Here is a 16743-nt window from a genome sequence, read left to right on the forward strand (position 1 = left end):
GTCGGACGGCAGCGGCCGGACACTATTTTTCAGCTTAGCGGATGGTCAGCGCGACCAGTTTCCCGCCGTTGCCGAAGGCGTACAGCATGTCGCCGATCACCAGCGGACGCGCACGCAAGCCGTCGCCGTCGATCTTCTCGCGGCCGACGAAGTGGCCATCCACCTGGCTGAGCAGGTGCAGGTAGCCTTCGAAGTCGCCGACCGCCACGTAGCTGGAGAACACCTCCGGCGCCGAGAGCTGGCGGCGGGCCAGGGAGTCGTTGCTCCACAGCGCCGAGGACGAACGCTCGTCGATACCTTCGACAGTGCCGCTGGCCTGGCTCACGTAGACGTTGCCGAAGCCCTGGGCGACGCCCACGTAGCTGGAAGCCTCGCGCTGCCAGAGCACGCGGCCGCTGTCCAGATCGAGGCCGGCGACGCGACCCTGGTAGGTGGCGACGTACAGGGTGCCGCCGGACAGCAGCAGGCCACCGTCGATGTCGACCACGCGATCTAGCTCGGAGCGGCCTTGCGGCACGGCCACGCGCTGTTCCCACACCGGCAGGCCACGCTGCACGTCCACGGCGATGACCTTGCCGGAGGACAGGCCGGCCACGGCCAGGCGGTTGGTCACGATCGGCGCGCCTGTGCCACGCAGCGTCAGCACGGCCGGGGTGTTCTCGTAGATCCAGCGCTGGTTGCCGGTCGCGGCATCGAAGCCGAACAGGGTGTCGTTCTGGGTCTGCACCACCACCACGTCACCGTTGGTGGCCGGCGGGGCGAGGACTTCGCCGTTGACCCGGGCGCGCCATTTTTCTTCGCCGTTGCTGGCGTCGAGGGCGATCACCTCACCTTTCAGGGTGCCGACCAGCACCAGGCCGTAGCCCGCGCCGACCGCGCCGGATACCGGCAGGTCCAGCTCCTGCTCCCACAGCTTGTCGCCGCTCATGCGGTCGATGGCGACCACCAGGCCTTCGACGTCACCGGCATAGATCACGTCGCCGTCGACGGCGGGAACCAGCATGTTGTAGGACTCGCCCTGGCCTTCGCCGATGGAGCGGCTCCAGACTTCCTTGAGCTGAACTTCCTCGGTGATGTCGGGCAGTTCGGCAGGCGGCAGTTCCTTCTTGCTATTGCTGCTGCAACCTGCGGCCAGAACGGCCAGGGCCAGCAGTGCGGCAAATTTCCAGCGCATCACGTCACGCATCCCCTTTGGCCAGGTCGTCGAGCTTCATCTGCAAGCCACCGACCGCTGCGTCTTCCGTCAGCGCGGCCTTGGCCTTCTCATAGGCGGCATGCGCCTCGTCGGAACGACCCAGCTGTACCAGCAGGTCGCCTTTCAGTTCTTCACGGCTGGCCAGGAAGGCCTTGCCGGCATCGCCTTCGAGCAGCTTCAGGGCGTCGTCGACCTTGCCCTGGGCGGCCAGGACACGGGCCAGGCGCTGGCGCGCCAGCTCACCGAGGGTGGCGTCGGCAGGCTTGTCCACCACGGCCTTGAGCTCGGCCGCGGCGTCATCGAGCTTGCCGGATTCGACCGCCACCTTGGCGACGAACAGGCTGCCGTACTGGGCGTAGTGGGTGCCGCCGAAGTCGGTCTTCAGCTTGGTGGCCAGCTCGGCGACCTTGCCGGCATCGGGCTTGCCGGACGGGTTGAGCGCGGTTTCCAGCAATTGCTGGTAGACCTGGGACGCGCCCTGGGCCTGGTTGGTCTGGTGCTTCTGCCAGGCCTGCCAACCGAAGACCACCACCAGCGCGAGGGCGCCGCCGGTGAGCAGGGGCTTGCCATTGCGCTGCCACCAATCCTTGATCGCCGCCAGCTCTTCATCTTCGGTACGCGTGCTCACCCCAATACTCCTATGTTCTAAAGGCTCAAGCCTGATCGATGCAGGCCGCCAGGCGCTCTGCGAGAGCGTCCCAGGCGATGTTCTGTTGTTCGCTGTCGTCGCGCAGGGGTTTGAAACCTACCACGCGGTTGGCCAGTTCGTCCTCACCCAGGATCAGGGCGAAGCGCGCGCCGCTCTTGTCGGCTTTCTTGAACTGGCTCTTGAAGCTGCCGGCACCGGAATTGACCAGCATGCGCAGGCCGGGGACGGCGTCGCGCAGTTGCTCGGCCAGGGCCAAGGCGGCGAGCTCGGCGGGTTCGCCGAAGGCGCAGATGTAGGCATGCGCGGGGGCGCTGAGCTCGGCCGGGACCAGGTCCAGGGTTTCCAGCAGCAGCACCAGGCGCTCGACGCCCATGGCGAAGCCGACGCCCGGGGTCGGCTTGCCACCGAACTGGGTGATCAGGCCGTCATAGCGGCCACCGCCGCAGACGGTGCCCTGGGAGCCGAGCTTGTCGGTGACCCACTCGAAGGCGGTGCGGCTGTAGTAGTCCAGGCCGCGAACCAGCTTCTGGTTGATCTCGTAGCGGATGCCGACCGCGTCGAGGCGCGCCTTGAGCCCCTCGAAGTGGGCCACGGACTCGGCGTCCAGGTAGTCGTGCAGGCGCGGGGCGTCGACCAGCAGGGCCTGGGTTTCCGGCACCTTGCTGTCGAGGATGCGCAGCGGGTTGGTGGTCATGCGCCGCTGGCTGTCTTCGTCGAGACGATCGAAGCGCTCCTGCAGGTAGGCCACCAGGGCGTCGCGATAGGCGACACGCGCCTCGCTGGAGCCCAGGCTGTTGAGCTGCAGGGTCACGGCGTCGCCGAGACCGAGCTTCTTCCACAGGCGCCAGGTGAGCACGATCAGCTCTGCATCGATGTCCGGACCGGGCAGGTTGAAGACTTCCACGCCGATCTGGTGGAACTGGCGGTAGCGGCCCTTCTGCGGTTTCTCGTAGCGGAACATCGGGCCCGCGTACCACAGCTTCTGCACCTGGCCGCCGCCGGTCATGCCGTGCTCCAGCACGGCACGCACGCAACCCGCGGTGCCTTCGGGGCGCAGGGTCAGGGATTCTTCGTTGCGGTCGAGGAAGGTGTACATCTCCTTGTCGACCACATCGGTGCCCTCGCCGATGCCGCGGGCGAAGAGTTCGGTGAACTCGAGGATCGGCAGGCGGATCTCGCGGTAACCGTAGCTGTCCAGCAGGTCTGCCAGGGTGCGTTCCAGGTAACGCCAGGCAGGGGTCTGCTCCGGCAGGATGTCGTTCATGCCACGAATGGCTTGCAGCGTCTTGCTCACTCGGAATCCTTATCAGCTGCGGGCGATGACGGCCGCGTCAGCTTCGACCTTTTCAGCCGCTTTGCGGCGGATCAGCTTTTCCAGCTCTTCCACCAGGTTGTCATTGTTCAGCTTCTGCGCCGGCTTGCCGTCGATGTAGATGAGGTTGTTCGGCGTGCCGCCGGTCAGCCCCACATGGGCTTCCTTGGCTTCGCCGGGCCCGTTCACCACGCAGCCGATCACGGCGACGTCCAGCGGGACCAGCAGGTCCTCGAGGCGGCCTTCCAGTTCGTTCATGGTCTTGACCACGTCGAAGTTCTGCCGCGAGCAGCTCGGGCAGGCGATGAAGTTGATGCCACGGGAACGAAGGCGCAGGGACTTGAGGATGTCGTAGCCGACCTTGATCTCTTCCACCGGGTCGGCGGCCAGCGAGATGCGGATGGTATCGCCAATCCCGTCGGCGAGCAGCATGCCCAGGCCCACGGCGGATTTCACCGTGCCGGAGCGCAGGCCGCCGGCTTCGGTGATGCCCAGGTGCAGCGGCTGGACGATCTGGGTGGCCAGCAGGCGGTAGGCTTCCACCGCCATGAACACGTCGGACGCCTTGACGCTGACCTTGAAGTCCTGGAAGTCCAGGCGGTCCAGGTGCTCGACATGGCGCAGCGCGGACTCCACCAGGGCTTGCGGGGTGGGCTCGCCGTACTTCTTCTGCAGGTCCTTTTCCAGCGAGCCGGCGTTGACGCCGATGCGGATCGGGATGCCACGGTCACGGGCGGCATCGACCACGGCACGCACGCGGTCTTCACGGCCGATGTTGCCCGGGTTGATGCGCAGGCAGTCGACGCCCAGCTCCGCCACGCGCAGGGCGATGGTGTAGTCGAAATGGATGTCGGCGACCAGGGGAACGCGGACCTGCTGCTTGATCTTGCCGAAGGCCTCGGCGGCCTCCATGTCCGGCACCGAGACGCGGACGATATCGGCACCCGCCTCTTCCAGCCGGCGGATCTGGCCGACGGTGGCGGCGACGTCGCAGGTATCGGTATTGGTCATGCTCTGGACGGCGATCGGGGCGTCGCCGCCCACGGGCACGGAGCCGACCCAGATCTTGCGGGACTGGCGGCGTTTGATCGGGGATTCGCAATGCATGGCTTATTGCCCCAGTTTCAGGCGAGCGGTCTCACCGTGGGTGTAGGGCGCCACATCGACGGCCTGGCCGTTGTAGCTGACCTGGGCGCCACGGGCGTAACCCAGGCGCAGCTCGAACGGCGGCCTGCCGGCCAGCTCGACCGACTCGCCGCTGCGCTTCAGGGCGCTGAGCAGGACCTTGCCATCGGCGTCGGTCACCTGGGTCCAGCAATTGGCGACGAACTGGATGCGCACCAGGCCCTGCCCGGCGGCAGCGACCACCGGAGCCTGTGCAGGTGCGGCAGGCGCGGTGGCGGCAGGAGCCGTGGGCGCAGCAGGCGCCACGGGAGCGGCCGGAGTGGTGGCCGTGGCGGCGCTCGGTGCAACGGGGGCGCTGGTGGCCGGCGCACTGGACTGGGGCAGGGGCAGGGCCTGGGTCGGCGCGGTGGAGGCGGCGGTCGGGGGCGTGCCTTCCGGCTGAGCGGCGACCTCGGGGGAGAGTTCGCCCGGGGCGCCCTCCTCGCCCTGCTGGGCCTCGACGACCGCCTGGTCCTCGGGTTCGTCCAGCGGGTGGATCTGGGTGGTGCCGTCGGCGCTCTCGACCTCGACGTGCTCCATGCTGATGTCGGCGGTTTCACCGCTGCGGCGCTCGGCCTGGTCCTGCCACCAGAGGAAGCCGATGACGCCGAGGACCAGCAGGATGGCGAAGCTGACGAAGCGCAGGACGCTCTGCGACAGGCGCACGGGCTCCTCGATGCGACCCAGGCTGTGGACGTTGCTGCCAGTGGCGTCGGTGCCGGTATAGAGGTCGAAGTCGGTCACCAGGCGCGCCTGGTCCATGCCCAGCAGCTTGGCGTAGGCACGGATGTAGCCCCGGGCGAAGGTGTGGCCGGGCAACTGGTCGAAAGAGCCCGCTTCGAGCTGGCGCAGGGCCTGTTCGGTCAGGTTCAGCTGTCGCGCGACCTCGGCAAGGCTCAGGTCCTTGCTTTCACGCGCCTGCCGCAGGGTCTCGCCTGGGTTGGCACGGGTCGCCGCGGCAATTTCGGGTTGCGACGCTTTCATCTTTGCTCCGACAGGTATTGCTGGTATTCCGGCGTGCCGGGATAGAGTCGTTTGAGTTGCAGGCCCAGGCTCGCCGCCTGGTCGCGGTCATCGAACACGGTGGCCAGACGGGTGCCGAGCAGAAGGCTGCGGGCAGTCTGGGGGGCGATCTTGCTGTAGCGGTCGTAGTAGTCGCGCGCCGGAACGTACTGCTTCTCGGCATAGGACAGGTCCGCCATCTCCAGCAACGCTACCGGCTGCTGACGGTTGAGACGCAGGGACTTGTCGAAGTGCTGCTTGGCCAGGTCCGGGCGGTTCATCCGCAGGGCGGTCAGGCCAAGGTTCTCGAATACGCGGGAGCGCTCGGGGTAGAGGCTGTCTTCGGCAGCCTGTTCGAAGCGCTTGTAGGCTTCCTCGTAGCGCTTCTGCTCGTAGAGGAAACCACCGTAGTTGTTGAGGATGCGCGAATCGGTGCGCGAGGACAGGGCCTTGCGGAAATGCTCGTCGGCGAGCTTGGGTTCCATTTCGGTCTGGAACACCAGGGCCAGCGCGGCGTTGGCGTCGGCGCTGGAGGAGTCGAGTTCCAGGGCCTTGCGCAGGGGCACCTTGGCGCGCTCGGCGGCACCCTGGGACAGGTAGCCGATGCCCAGCTGGATGTAGGCATCGCGGGCCTTGTCGCGGCCTTCCGCGGTCTTCATCGGGTCAACGGAGCCAGTGGACACACAGCCCACCAGGCTGGCGAAAACGAGAAGCAGCGCGGGGCGCAAGGTCATGGATGTCCTCTCTTCAGTTTCGGTTGGCAGCGTTCTGCGGTGCGTCGCCATCGCCATTGAGCTGGCGCACGGCGATGTAGCGCTCGCTGCGACGGGTACGATCCTGGACCTGGCCGACCAACTGGCCGCAGGCGGCATCGATGTCATCGCCGCGCGTGGTGCGCACGGTGACGTTGTGCCCGGCCTTGTGGAGCATGTCCTGGAAGCGACGAATGGCATTATTGCTCGGTCGCTCGTACCCCGAGAAAGGAAAGGGATTAAACGGAATCAGGTTGATCTTGCAAGGAAAATCCTTGAGGAGTGCGATCATCTGCTCAGCGTGGGCCGGCTGATCGTTCACATCCTTGAGCAGGGTGTACTCGATGGTCAGGAAACGCTTCTCGCCCAGGCGGGAGATGTAGCGGTTGCAGGCCTCGAGCACCACCGCCAGGGGGTACTTCTTGTTGATCGGCACCAGTTGGTTGCGCAACTCGTCGTTCGGCGCGTGCAGCGACAGCGCCAGGGATACGTCGGTGACTTCGGCGAGCTTGTCGATCATCGGCGCGACGCCGGAGGTGGACAGGGTCACCTTGCGCTTGGAAATGCCGTAGCCGAGGTCGTCCATCATGATGTTCATGGCGGCTACCACGTTGTCGAAGTTCAGCAGCGGCTCGCCCATGCCCATCATCACCACGTTGGTGATGGCGCGGTCGATCTTGGCCGGGACGGTGCCGAAGGACTTGTTGGCGATCCAGACCTGGCCGATGACTTCGGCCGCGGTGAGGTCGCTGTTGAAACCCTGCTTGCCGGTGGAGCAGAAGCTGCAGTCCAGCGCGCAGCCCGCCTGGGAGGAGACGCAGAGGGTGCCGCGCCCGCCTTGCGGGATGTACACGGTCTCAACGCAGCTGCCGGACGCCACGCGCACCACCCACTTGCGGGTGCCGTCGCTGGAGATGTCCTGGCTGACGATCTCGGGACCGCGAATCTCGGCAGAGGCCTTGAGCTTGTCGCGCAAGGCCTTGCCGATATTGCTCATGGCGTCGAAGTCATCGACGCCAAAGTGGTGAATCCATTTCATCACCTGTCCGGCACGGAAACGCTTCTCCCCGATGGATTCGAAGAAGCTCTCCAGTTGCGGCTGGGTCAGGCCCAGCAGGTTAACTTTACCGGTGGATTCAGTCATGGCTTCACCCTCGTGCCTTCGCTATCAGCGAATACGAGCGCACACCTCGGTGGCGGCGAAGAAGTAGGCGATCTCGCGAGCAGCGGAAGCCTCGGAGTCGGAACCGTGTACGGCGTTTTCGTCGATGGAGACGGCGAAGTCAGCGCGGATGGTGCCGGCGTCGGCTTTCTTCGGGTCGGTAGCGCCCATCAGTTCACGGTTCTTGGCGATGGCGCCTTCGCCTTCCAGCACCTGCACGACGACCGGGCCGGAGGTCATGAAGGAAACCAGATCCTTGAAGAAGGGACGCTCTTTGTGCTCGGCGTAGAAGCCACCGGCTTCGCGCTCGGAGAGCTGGACCATCTTGGCGGCAACGACGCTCAGGCCGGCTTTTTCGAAACGGGTGACGATCTCGCCAACCACGTTCTTGGCAACGGCATCGGGCTTGATGATGGACAGGGTACGTTCAACGGCCATGTGAAACTCCAGAAATCAGGATTAAAGCGAAAAATTAAACCCGCGAATTATACGCGGGTTCCTGTTAAATGCGTAGGGTCAGCAGACCGGGCTTCAGTCGGCTTCTTCGATCCAGGCCGCCTGGATGGCTTCGAGGACCTTCTCGCCGCCACGCTGGCTGTCGTCATCGAACTCCGGCAGGCTCACGACCCACTTATGCAGGTCGACGAAGTTGACGTAGCGCGGGTCAACCTCAGGCTTGCTCTCGGCCAGCTGGATGGCGATCTCCAGAACATCGACCCATTTGAGACTCATGCTCGTTCCTCAGTGCTTTTCAGAAACCTGGTTGAGAGTGTATTTGGGAATCTCCACGACGAGATCGACCTCGCCCACGACCGCCTGGCAGGACAGTCGCGACTCGGCTTCCAGGCCCCAGGCCTTGTCCAGCATGTCGTCCTCGAGCTCGTCGGACGCCTCGAGGGAGTTGAAACCCTCGCGCACCACGACGTGGCAGGTGGTGCAGGCGCAGGACATCTCGCAGGCGTGCTCGATCTCCAGGCCGTTGCGCATGGCCGCGGCGATGATGGTTTCGCCCGGCTGGGCCTCGACCACCATCCCCTCAGGGCAGTGCTCGGCGTTGGGCAGAAATACGATCTGCGGCATCAGTCATTCCTCGATTTCATTCAGTCGGCGGCCCGCCAGGGCGGCCTTGACGCTGGCATCCATGCGCCGGGCCGCGAAGGCGTCGGTCACCTGGGTCAGCCGCTTGGTTTGCTGTTCGATGGCAGCGCCGTCGGTACCCGCCAACAGACCCTGCAGCTGCTCCAGCTGGTAGTCGATGGCGATGCGCTCCTCGGCACTGAGCAATGCGTCGCCGTCAGCCTGCAGCGCCGCCTGCACGGCTTCGATCAGGCGCTGGGCGTCGACCTGCTGCTCGCGCAGGGCGCGGGCGACCTTGTCGTCACCGGCGTACTGGAAGGAGTCCTGCAGCATGCGGGTGATTTCGCCATCGGTCAGACCGTAGGACGGTTTCACCTGGATGCTCGCCTCGACACCGGAGGAGGTCTCGCTGGCGGTCACGCCCAGCAGGCCATCGGCGTCCACCTGGAAGGTCACGCGGATCTTCGCGGCGCCTGCCACCATGGGCGGGATGCCACGCAATTCGAAACGGGCCAGGGACCGGCAGTCCTTGATCAGCTCGCGCTCACCCTGGAGCACGTGGATCATCATGGCGGTCTGGCCGTCCTTGTAGGTGGTGAACTCCTGGGCACGGGCGACGGGAATGGTGGTGTTGCGCGGAATCACCTTCTCCATCAGGCCACCCATGGTTTCGAGCCCCAGGGACAGCGGGATCACGTCCAGCAGCAGCAACTCTTCGCCGCGCTTGTTACCCGCCAGGGTGTCCGCCTGGACGGCGGCGCCGATGGCGACGACCTGGTCGGGATCGATGTCGGTCAGGGGCTGACGGGAAAAAAGCTCGCCGACCGCCTCGCGCACCCGCGGCACGCGGGTGGAACCACCCACCATGACCACCGCCTCGACCTCGTCGAGGTCGATGCCGGCATCGCGCACGGCACGACGACAGGCCTTGAGACTGCGAGCCACCATGGGCTCGATGAGTTCATCGAAGCGGGCACGGGTCAGTTGGCCCGACCATTGCGCATAGCGCACCTCGACCGCATCGGCAGAGGTCAGCGCTTCCTTGGCGGCGCAAGCGGCCTCCAGCAGGCTGCGCTGGGCGCCCGGATCCAGGTCCGCGGAAAGGCCGGCCTGCTCGACGATCCAGCCCGCCAGGGCATGGTCGAAATCATCCCCGCCCAAGGCGCTGTCGCCACCGGTGGCCATGACTTCGAAGACGCCACGGGTCAGGCGCAGGATGGAGATATCGAAGGTACCGCCACCCAGGTCATAGATGGCCACGACGCCTTCCGCCTGCTTGTCCAGCCCGTAGGCCACGGCAGCGGCAGTGGGCTCGTTGAGCAGGCGCAGGACGTTCAGGCCGGCGAGGCGCGCGGCATCCTTGGTGGCCTGGCGCTGGGCATCGTCGAAATAGGCGGGAACGGTGATCACCGCACCGACCAGCTCGCCACCCAGGGTGGCTTCGGCACGCTGGCGCAAGGCACGGAGGATTTCAGCGGAGACCTCCACAGGGCTCTTGGCACCCTGCACGGTCTCGATGAACGGCATGTGCGACTCGCCGGTGGTGAAGCGGTAGGGGAGCTGCTCACCCAGTTGCTTCACATCCTCGAGGCCGCGCCCCATGAAGCGCTTGACCGACAGGACGGTGTTGAGGGGATCGGCGGATGCGGCGTCCTTGGCCGAGCGGCCGACCTCGACGCGATCGGCGTGATAGCGCACGGCGGACGGCATGATGACCTGGCCGTCGGCATCGGCGAGCGGCGCGGAAACGCCACTGCGAACGGCGGCTACCAGGGAATTCGTGGTGCCCAGGTCGATACCCACCGCCAGGCGGCGCTGGTGCGGTTTGGGGCTCTGTCCGGGTTCGGCGATCTGCAGTAGGGCCATGCTTGTCTGTTTTTCAGGCACACCACCGTCCATGCGGCGATGCGCGGGTTAGTCGTCGAGGCGCTCTTCCAGTTGGCGCACTTCGTGAGTCAGCTTGTCGAGGAACTGCATGCGGCGCACCAGGCGCTCGGCTTCCTCGCGACGGGCGTCGTCGCTCCAGCAGGCGGAGAAAGCCTGGTCCAGATCGGCCTGGGCCACCTTGAGTCGCCGCTTGAAGGTCGCGACACCAGGCAGGTCCGCACTGTCCTGCAACTCCTCGAGCTCTTCCCGCCACTGCATCTGCTGCAGCAGGAACTCGGGGTCCTTGACGGTCGCCTCGAGCGGCAGCTCGTGCCCACGGACGGCCAGCAGGTAGCGCGCCCGACGGGGCGCACTCTTCAGCGTCTGGTAGGCCTCGTTCAATTGCGCCGCGTGCTCCACCGCCAAGCGCTGCTCACGCTCGGGGGCATCGACGAAGCGATCCGGGTGAGCATTGCGCGCCAGCTCGCGATAGCGGGACGCCAATTGGTCGAGGTCGAGATCGAAGCCGGGCTTCAGGTCGAACAATGCGAAATGACAGGGGGTACCCACGGAACGCCTCAGACGTTGAAGCTCTCGCCGCAACCACACTCGCCGCGAACGTTAGGGTTGTTGAACTTGAACCCCTCGTTGAGGCCTTCGCGGACGAAGTCCAGCTCGGTGCCGTCGAGGTAGACCAAGCTCTTCGGGTCGATGATCACCTTCACGCCGAAGCTTTCGAAGACCATGTCCTCGCCCGCCAACTCATCGACGAACTCCAGGACATAGGCCAGGCCGGAACAACCCGTGGTGCGAACACCCAGGCGGATACCTTCACCCTTGCCGCGCCCCTCGAGGGAACGGCGCACGTGGTCGGCGGCGGAAGCGGTCATGCTGATGGCCATAGCGACTCCTTACTCGGTCGAGCGGTTAGAGCAGACCCTTCTTCTGCTTGTAGTCCTGGACAGCCGCCTTGATGGCGTCCTCGGCCAGGACCGAGCAGTGGATCTTCACCGGCGGCAGCGCCAGTTCTTCGGCAATGGTGGTGTTCTTGATCGCAGCGGCTTCGTCCAGGGTCTTGCCCTTCATCCACTCGGTGGCGAGGGAACTGGAGGCGATGGCCGAACCGCAGCCGTAGGTCTTGAACTTGGCGTCTTCGATGACGCCCTGCTCGTTGACCTTGATCTGCAGGCGCATCACGTCGCCGCACGCCGGAGCGCCGACCATGCCGGTACCGACATCGGGATCTTCAGCGTCGAGCTTGCCGACGTTGCGCGGGTTTTCGTAGTGGTCGATGACCTTTTCGCTGTATGCCATGGTGCTTATTCCTCACTCATCAGGGGTGGCGTCAGTGCGCCTGCCATTCGACCGTCGAGAGGTCGACGCCCTCTTTGTACATATCCCACAGCGGGGACAATTCACGGAGCTTGTCTACGGCTTCACGGACCTTGCTGGCGGCGTAATCCACTTCTTCTTCGGTGGTGAAGCGGCCAAAGGTGAAACGGATGGAGCTGTGCGCCAACTCGTCGTTGCGGCCCAGTGCGCGCAGCACGTAGGACGGCTCGAGAGAGGCGGAGGTGCAGGCCGAGCCCGAGGAGACCGCGAGGTCCTTGAGGGCCATGATCAGCGATTCGCCTTCGACGTAGTTGAAGCTGATGTTCAGGTTGTGCGGCACGCGGGAGGTGGCGCTACCGTTGAGGTAGAGCTCTTCCATGCCATCCACGGCAGCCCAGAAGCGGTCCGCCAGCGCCTTGATGCGCTGGTTCTCGGAGGCCATTTCCTGCTTGGCGATGTGGAAGGCTTCACCCATGCCGACGATCTGGTGGGTGGCGAGGGTGCCGGAACGCATGCCGCGCTCATGACCACCACCGTGCATCAGGGCCTCCAGGCGCACGCGCGGCTTGCGGCGTACGTAGAGGGCACCGATCCCCTTGGGACCGTAGGTCTTGTGGGCGGAGAAGGACATCAGGTCGACCTTCAGCTTGTCCAGGTCAATCTCGACCTTGCCGGTGGACTGGGCCGCGTCGACATGGAACAGGATGCCGCGGGCACGGGTCAGTTCGCCGATGGCCGCGATGTCGTTGATGGTGCCGATCTCGTTGTTCACGTGCATCACCGACACCAGGATGGTGTCTTCGCGCAAGGCCGCTTCGACCATGGCGGGAGTGATCAGGCCATCTTCGCCCGGCTCGATGTAGGTGACTTCGAAGCCTTCGCGCTCGAGTTGGCGAGTGGTATCCAGGACCGCCTTGTGCTCGATCTTGGAGGTGACGATGTGCTTGCCCTTGGTGTGGTAGAAGTGCGCCACACCCTTGATGGCCAGGTTGTCGGACTCGGTGGCACCGGAGGTCCAGACGATCTCGCGCGGGTCGGCATTGACCAGTTCGGCAACCTGGCGACGGGCGTTCTCGACCGCTTCCTCGGCCCTCCAGCCGAACACGTGGGAACGCGAGGCCGGGTTGCCGAAGTTGCCATCGACCAACAGGCAGTCGCTCATCTTCTGCGCCACCCGCGGGTCCACTGGCGTCGTGGCGGAGTAGTCCAGGTAAATCGGCAATTTCATCGGTTATCTCCTATCAGGCGGGCGCCCTGCTCATTCGATGGCGGACACTTCAATCTTTTCTGAACGCGGCATCCTGCCACCGAGGCGGCGCTGGTCATGGCGCTCGTTCTGGCGCTGGGCCACCTCTTGGACTTCATTGCGGGCGACGATGTCGCTCAGGCTGATGCTGCTGAGGAACTCGTGGATCTGCATGCTCAGGTCATCCCACAGGTGGTGGGTCAGGCAGGCGCCTCCGGAGGAGTCGCAATTGCCCTGCCCCTGGCAGCGCGTGACGTCGACCGACTCGTTGACGGCATCGATGACCTGGGCCACGTAGATGCTGCCCACATCGCGGGACAACTGGTAGCCGCCACCCGGACCACGAACGCTGCTGACCAGGTTGCCACGGCGCAACTTGGCGAAAAGCTGTTCGAGATAGGAAAGGGAGATGCCCTGACGCTCGGAAATATCAGCCAGAGAAACCGGACCTTGCTGCGAATGCAAAGCCAGGTCGAGCATGGCTGTGACGGCGTAGCGGCCTTTAGTGGTCAAGCGCATGGGGATTCCACGGTTCGCTGATTTGCCAGCGAGTATGCTATTCCCGACTATTCAAGTCAACTATAAGACCTATCAAAACAGTCGGATTTAGCAGATACAGGGGCGCGCATGATATCAGAAACGCACCACCACGCCTATCAGGCCGCTGGCGGGCGCGCTTCGTCCTTCACCCCCTCGAAGTCCTCCTCGCGGAGCTCCGGCAAGGCACTGGCGCAGTAGTCGCTCCCCAACGCGGTCAGCGCCCTGCACATGCCCTCGAGCCGCTCGTCCACCGCCTGGACATGGTCGAGCAACTGACCGATCGCACGCGCCACGGGGTCCGGCATATCCTGGCTGACACCATAGGCGTCGAACCCGAACTTCTCGGCAATCGCCTGGCGCTTCGCTGTCTTCTCGGGATCTTCCTTGACGATGATCCGCCCCGGAATCCCCACGGCGGTGGCCCCCGCAGGCACCGCCTTGGTCACCACGGCATTGGAGCCGATCTTGGCACCGGCCCCGACCGTGAACGGACCAAGCACCTTGGCTCCCGCCCCGACCACCACGCCATCCTCCAGCGTCGGATGGCGCTTGCCGGCATTCCAGCTGGTGCCGCCCAGCGTCACCCCCTGGTAGAGCGTCACGTCGTTGCCGATCTCGGCGGTCTCGCCGATGACGATGCCCATGCCGTGGTCGATGAAGAAGCGTCGGCCGATTCGCGCCCCCGGGTGGATCTCGATGCCGGTCATCCAGCGGCCGAAGTTCGACACCAGTCGCGCCAGCCACTTCCAGCCGGCCAGCCACAGGGCATGCGCCAGTCGGTGCAGCCAAATGGCGTGCAGGCCGGGGTAACAGGTGAGCACCTCGAAGGCATTGCGCGCAGCCGGATCACGGTGGAATACGCTCTGAATGTCTTCTCGCATGCGTTCGAACATCACTTCTCTCTCCGCTTCTGGATCTCTCCACGCGCCGCCTTCTGGGTTTCCGTCAGGATGCCGCGCAGGATATTCATCTCGAGCTTGCTGATCGCACTGCGCCCATAAAGGCGGCGCAGCCGGGACATCAAGTGGCGCGGCCGCTCAGGATCGAGGAAGCCGATCTCCACCAGGGTGCGCTCGAGGTGGCCGAAGAACAGCTCCAGCTCGTCCACCGTCACCGGCTGGAGGTTTTCCTCGGCGGTCAGCTCGACCTTCTCCATCTTGGTCGGCTTGCCCTGTACGGCGAGCCACGCCATGCGCGCCTCGTAGGTCAGCACCTGGACGGCAGCCGCCAGGTTCAGCGAGCCGAACGTGGGATCGGACGGGATGTGGACATGGAACTGGCAGCGCTGCAGCTCTTCATTGGTCAGGCCGGCGTATTCGCGACCGAACACCAGCGCCACCTCGGAACCGCCCTCGACCTGCTCGACGCAGCTCGACCCGCACTCGCGGGGATCGAGCAACGGCCAGGGGATATGGCGATCACGCGCACTGGTGCCGTAGACCAGGCTGCAGCCGATCAACGCCTCTTCCAGGGTCGCGACCACCTGCGCGGACTCGAGGATGTCATCGGCCCCGGAGGCGCGCGCCCAGGCTTCCTGATGCGGGAATTGCTCGGGCGCGACCAGTACCAGGCGCGACAACCCCATGTTCTTCATGGCACGCGCCGCCCCACCGATATTGCCGGGGTGGCTGGTGCCGACCAGGACCACGCGAATGTTTTGCAGCAAGGCGCTGGCTCCAAACCTAGACTTCAGGGCGTGAAATCTTACAGAAGCACTCAGTCAAACGCCATGAAACCGCCGGCCTGCACTTCATGAGCCACGCTTTTCTGTTAGTATGTCCGGCTTTCTTTAACGACCCAGGTGACTCCCCCATGCAGCCTATGCTGAATATCGCCCTGCGCGCCGCTCGCAGCGCCGGTGAATTGATCTTCCGCTCCATCGAGCGCCTGGACGTGATTTCGGTGAACGAGAAGGACGCCAAGGACTACGTCACCGAGGTCGACCGCGCCGCCGAAGAAACCATCATCCAGGCCCTGCGCAAGGCCTACCCGACCCACAGCATCCTCGGCGAAGAAGGCGGTTCCATCGCCGGCACCGGCGAAGGCGCCGACTACCAGTGGATCATCGACCCGCTGGACGGCACCACCAACTTCATCCGCGGCGTACCGCACTTCGCCGTGAGCATCGCCTGCAAATACAAGGGTCGCCTGGAACACGCCGTGGTACTCGATCCGGTCCGCCAGGAAGAGTTCACCGCCAGCCGCGGCCGTGGCGCCGCCCTCAATGGCCGCCGCCTGCGCGTCAGCCCGCGCAAGAGCCTGGAAGGCGCCCTCCTGGGCACCGGCTTCCCCTTCCGCGACAGCCAGCTGGATAACCTCGACAACTACCTGAACATGTTCCGCAGCCTGGTCGGCCAGACCGCCGGCATCCGCCGCGCCGGCTCCGCCAGCCTGGACCTGGCCTATGTGGCCGCTGGCCGCTTCGATGCCTTCTGGGAGTTCGGCCTGTCCGAGTGGGACATGGCTGCTGGCGCCCTGCTGGTGCAGGAAGCGGGCGGCCTGGTGAGCGACTTCACCGGCGCCCACGACTTCCTCGAGAAAGGCCACATCGTCGCGGGCAACACCAAGTGCTTCAAGGCCGTGCTGACTGCCATCCAGCCGCACCTGCCGCCGTCGCTGAAGCGCTGATACGCTCGCGTTACGAAGAACCCGGCCTGGCGCCGGGTTTTTCATGCCCACGAAAAAGGCGCCCGGAGGCGCCTTCTTCATTTCATCCGGCGATCACTGCTGGATGCCGGCCTGACGCTGGGTCAGTACCAGACGACCTTCCTTGGTGACCGGAATCTGCGCACCCGGATCATGATCCATGCGCACCTGATTCACCTTGCCATCCAACTGGTATTGCACGTCGTAGGCGACGACCTTCTCGTTGGTCTCCTGGACGGTGTTGCAACGGGTTTCGGTGGTGGTGTAGGTGTCGCTGTTCTGCATGTGCTCCTGCACCTTGTTGCCGGCATAGCCACCGCCCACGGCACCTGCGACCGTAGCGATCTTCTTGCCGTTGCCACCGCCGATCTGGTTGCCCAGCAGGCCACCCGCTACCGCACCCAGTACGGTACCGGCGATCTGGTGCTGGTCCTGGACCGGCTTCTGCCGGGTCACGGCGACGTCCTTGCAGACCTCACGCGGGGTCTTGAAGGTTTCCTTGACCGGCTGCACCGCGAGCACCTCGGCATATTCGGGGCCATTACCCACAAGACTGTAGGTAGCGACAGCGCCACCGGCGGTTACACCGACCGCACCCAAAACGGCGCCGACGAGCATCGACTTGTTCACATGGACCTCCTGGTTCATCAACCGGCGCATCTGCGCCCTACTCCCTGCCTTGGAGTACAGCTTTTTTCCCGAGTTCCCGTAGGCCATATCCCACAACGATGAGTGGGACAGCCATCACAGGTGCCACCCCGCCCCATCGCCACGGCAACGGACAACGACCGCCTCGCCGC

General features: G+C 65.0%; 20 protein-coding genes. 1 reads left to right on the forward strand and 19 read right to left on the reverse strand.

Annotation, left to right across the window (positions count from 1 at the left end; all coding sequences use genetic code 11):
* Positions 1 to 34: 34 nt before the first annotated feature.
* From bamB to trmJ, 18 genes are all read right to left on the reverse strand, one after another.
* Entirely contained in the window at positions 35 to 1186 is a 1152-nt protein-coding gene (gene bamB / locus HSX14_RS24775) for an outer membrane protein assembly factor BamB (RefSeq protein ID WP_111263279.1), read from the reverse strand.
* On the reverse strand, positions 1179 to 1823 hold the full coding sequence (locus HSX14_RS24780; RefSeq protein ID WP_173172890.1) for a YfgM family protein: 645 nt from the start codon (positions 1821 to 1823) through the stop codon (positions 1179 to 1181). Before HSX14_RS24780 ends, bamB begins: the two co-directional genes overlap by 8 nt.
* A 25-nt stretch (positions 1824 to 1848) precedes the next feature.
* Positions 1849 to 3138 (reverse strand): histidine--tRNA ligase, encoded by a 1290-nt coding sequence (hisS, locus tag HSX14_RS24785; protein ID WP_173172888.1) that lies wholly within the window; start codon positions 3136 to 3138, stop codon positions 1849 to 1851.
* Positions 3139 to 3150: 12 nt separating this feature from the next.
* Positions 3151 to 4263: a flavodoxin-dependent (E)-4-hydroxy-3-methylbut-2-enyl-diphosphate synthase gene (gene ispG / locus HSX14_RS24790; protein ID WP_173172886.1), complete on the reverse strand. Its 1113-nt coding sequence runs from the start codon at positions 4261 to 4263 to the stop codon at positions 3151 to 3153.
* A 3-nt stretch (positions 4264 to 4266) separates the two neighbouring features.
* Positions 4267 to 5304: a RodZ domain-containing protein gene (locus HSX14_RS24795; RefSeq protein WP_173172884.1), complete on the reverse strand. Its 1038-nt coding sequence runs from the start codon at positions 5302 to 5304 to the stop codon at positions 4267 to 4269.
* Positions 5301 to 6056: a type IV pilus biogenesis/stability protein PilW gene (gene pilW, locus HSX14_RS24800; protein WP_173172882.1), complete on the reverse strand. Its 756-nt coding sequence runs from the start codon at positions 6054 to 6056 to the stop codon at positions 5301 to 5303. Before pilW ends, HSX14_RS24795 begins: the two co-directional genes overlap by 4 nt.
* 13 nt (positions 6057 to 6069) lie before the next feature.
* Entirely contained in the window at positions 6070 to 7218 is a 1149-nt protein-coding gene (gene rlmN, locus HSX14_RS24805) for a dual-specificity RNA methyltransferase RlmN (RefSeq protein WP_173172880.1), read from the reverse strand.
* A 24-nt stretch (positions 7219 to 7242) separates the two neighbouring features.
* A complete protein-coding gene (gene ndk, locus HSX14_RS24810) occupies positions 7243 to 7674 on the reverse strand; it encodes a nucleoside-diphosphate kinase (RefSeq protein WP_111263272.1) in 432 nt (143 codons plus the stop codon).
* Positions 7675 to 7767: 93 nt separating this feature from the next.
* Positions 7768 to 7968 (reverse strand): Fe-S cluster assembly protein IscX, encoded by a 201-nt coding sequence (gene iscX / locus HSX14_RS24815; RefSeq protein WP_173172878.1) that lies wholly within the window; start codon positions 7966 to 7968, stop codon positions 7768 to 7770.
* A 9-nt stretch (positions 7969 to 7977) separates the two neighbouring features.
* On the reverse strand, positions 7978 to 8316 hold the full coding sequence (fdx, locus tag HSX14_RS24820; RefSeq protein ID WP_111263270.1) for an ISC system 2Fe-2S type ferredoxin: 339 nt from the start codon (positions 8314 to 8316) through the stop codon (positions 7978 to 7980).
* Between the two features lie 3 nt (positions 8317 to 8319).
* Positions 8320 to 10179: a Fe-S protein assembly chaperone HscA gene (hscA, locus tag HSX14_RS24825; RefSeq protein WP_173172876.1), complete on the reverse strand. Its 1860-nt coding sequence runs from the start codon at positions 10177 to 10179 to the stop codon at positions 8320 to 8322.
* A 48-nt stretch (positions 10180 to 10227) separates the two neighbouring features.
* Positions 10228 to 10749, reverse strand: a complete 522-nt coding sequence (hscB, locus tag HSX14_RS24830; RefSeq protein WP_173172874.1) for a co-chaperone HscB — start codon at positions 10747 to 10749, stop codon at positions 10228 to 10230.
* A gap of 8 nt (positions 10750 to 10757) precedes the next feature.
* On the reverse strand, positions 10758 to 11081 hold the full coding sequence (gene iscA, locus HSX14_RS24835; RefSeq protein WP_173172872.1) for an iron-sulfur cluster assembly protein IscA: 324 nt from the start codon (positions 11079 to 11081) through the stop codon (positions 10758 to 10760).
* A gap of 25 nt (positions 11082 to 11106) precedes the next feature.
* Entirely contained in the window at positions 11107 to 11493 is a 387-nt protein-coding gene (iscU, locus tag HSX14_RS24840) for a Fe-S cluster assembly scaffold IscU (protein WP_021220845.1), read from the reverse strand.
* Between the two features lie 31 nt (positions 11494 to 11524).
* Positions 11525 to 12739: an IscS subfamily cysteine desulfurase gene (locus tag HSX14_RS24845; protein WP_111263266.1), complete on the reverse strand. Its 1215-nt coding sequence runs from the start codon at positions 12737 to 12739 to the stop codon at positions 11525 to 11527.
* A 30-nt stretch (positions 12740 to 12769) separates the two neighbouring features.
* Entirely contained in the window at positions 12770 to 13276 is a 507-nt protein-coding gene (iscR, locus tag HSX14_RS24850) for a Fe-S cluster assembly transcriptional regulator IscR (protein ID WP_111263265.1), read from the reverse strand.
* 137 nt (positions 13277 to 13413) lie between these two features.
* Complete coding sequence (gene cysE / locus HSX14_RS24855) at positions 13414 to 14190, reverse strand: serine O-acetyltransferase (protein ID WP_173172870.1); 777 nt, start codon at positions 14188 to 14190, stop codon at positions 13414 to 13416.
* The gene (trmJ, locus tag HSX14_RS24860) at positions 14190 to 14963 is read right to left on the reverse strand and encodes a tRNA (cytosine(32)/uridine(32)-2'-O)-methyltransferase TrmJ (RefSeq protein ID WP_173172868.1); all 774 of its coding nucleotides are present in this window, start codon (positions 14961 to 14963) and stop codon (positions 14190 to 14192) included. The genes cysE and trmJ overlap by 1 nt, the downstream gene beginning before the upstream one ends.
* 146 nt (positions 14964 to 15109) lie before the next feature.
* Here trmJ and suhB point away from each other — a divergent pair, with 146 nt between their 5' ends.
* A complete protein-coding gene (gene suhB / locus HSX14_RS24865) occupies positions 15110 to 15925 on the forward strand; it encodes a type III secretion system regulator SuhB (protein WP_173172866.1) in 816 nt (271 codons plus the stop codon).
* A gap of 93 nt (positions 15926 to 16018) precedes the next feature.
* Here the strand turns inward: suhB and HSX14_RS24870 are convergent, their stop codons facing one another.
* Positions 16019 to 16573, reverse strand: coding sequence for a glycine zipper 2TM domain-containing protein (locus HSX14_RS24870; RefSeq protein ID WP_111263297.1), 555 nt, complete (start codon positions 16571 to 16573; stop codon positions 16019 to 16021).
* Positions 16574 to 16743 lie beyond the last annotated feature (170 nt).

This window comes from Pseudomonas tohonis (assembly GCF_012767755.2).
GTDB classification, from domain to species: domain Bacteria; phylum Pseudomonadota; class Gammaproteobacteria; order Pseudomonadales; family Pseudomonadaceae; genus Metapseudomonas; species Metapseudomonas tohonis.

Excerpts from the sequence above, each read along its gene's own strand:
- bamB (WP_111263279.1), bottom strand. The coding sequence starts at position 1,186 with ATGCGTGACGTGATGCGCTGGAAATTTGCCGCACTGCTGGCCCTGGCC.
- ispG (WP_173172886.1), bottom strand. The coding sequence starts at position 4,263 with ATGCATTGCGAATCCCCGATCAAACGCCGCCAGTCCCGCAAGATCTGG.
- HSX14_RS24795 (WP_173172884.1), bottom strand. The coding sequence starts at position 5,304 with ATGAAAGCGTCGCAACCCGAAATTGCCGCGGCGACCCGTGCCAACCCA.
- pilW (WP_173172882.1), bottom strand. The coding sequence starts at position 6,056 with ATGACCTTGCGCCCCGCGCTGCTTCTCGTTTTCGCCAGCCTGGTGGGC.
- rlmN (WP_173172880.1), bottom strand. The coding sequence starts at position 7,218 with ATGACTGAATCCACCGGTAAAGTTAACCTGCTGGGCCTGACCCAGCCG.
- ndk (WP_111263272.1), bottom strand. The coding sequence starts at position 7,674 with ATGGCCGTTGAACGTACCCTGTCCATCATCAAGCCCGATGCCGTTGCC.
- iscX (WP_173172878.1), bottom strand. The coding sequence starts at position 7,968 with ATGAGTCTCAAATGGGTCGATGTTCTGGAGATCGCCATCCAGCTGGCC.
- fdx (WP_111263270.1), bottom strand. The coding sequence starts at position 8,316 with ATGCCGCAGATCGTATTTCTGCCCAACGCCGAGCACTGCCCTGAGGGG.
- hscA (WP_173172876.1), bottom strand. The coding sequence starts at position 10,179 with ATGGCCCTACTGCAGATCGCCGAACCCGGACAGAGCCCCAAACCGCAC.
- iscA (WP_173172872.1), bottom strand. The coding sequence starts at position 11,081 with ATGGCCATCAGCATGACCGCTTCCGCCGCCGACCACGTGCGCCGTTCC.
- iscU (WP_021220845.1), bottom strand. The coding sequence starts at position 11,493 with ATGGCATACAGCGAAAAGGTCATCGACCACTACGAAAACCCGCGCAAC.
- HSX14_RS24845 (WP_111263266.1), bottom strand. The coding sequence starts at position 12,739 with ATGAAATTGCCGATTTACCTGGACTACTCCGCCACGACGCCAGTGGAC.
- iscR (WP_111263265.1), bottom strand. The coding sequence starts at position 13,276 with ATGCGCTTGACCACTAAAGGCCGCTACGCCGTCACAGCCATGCTCGAC.
- cysE (WP_173172870.1), bottom strand. The coding sequence starts at position 14,190 with ATGTTCGAACGCATGCGAGAAGACATTCAGAGCGTATTCCACCGTGAT.
- suhB (WP_173172866.1), top strand. The coding sequence starts at position 15,110 with ATGCAGCCTATGCTGAATATCGCCCTGCGCGCCGCTCGCAGCGCCGGT.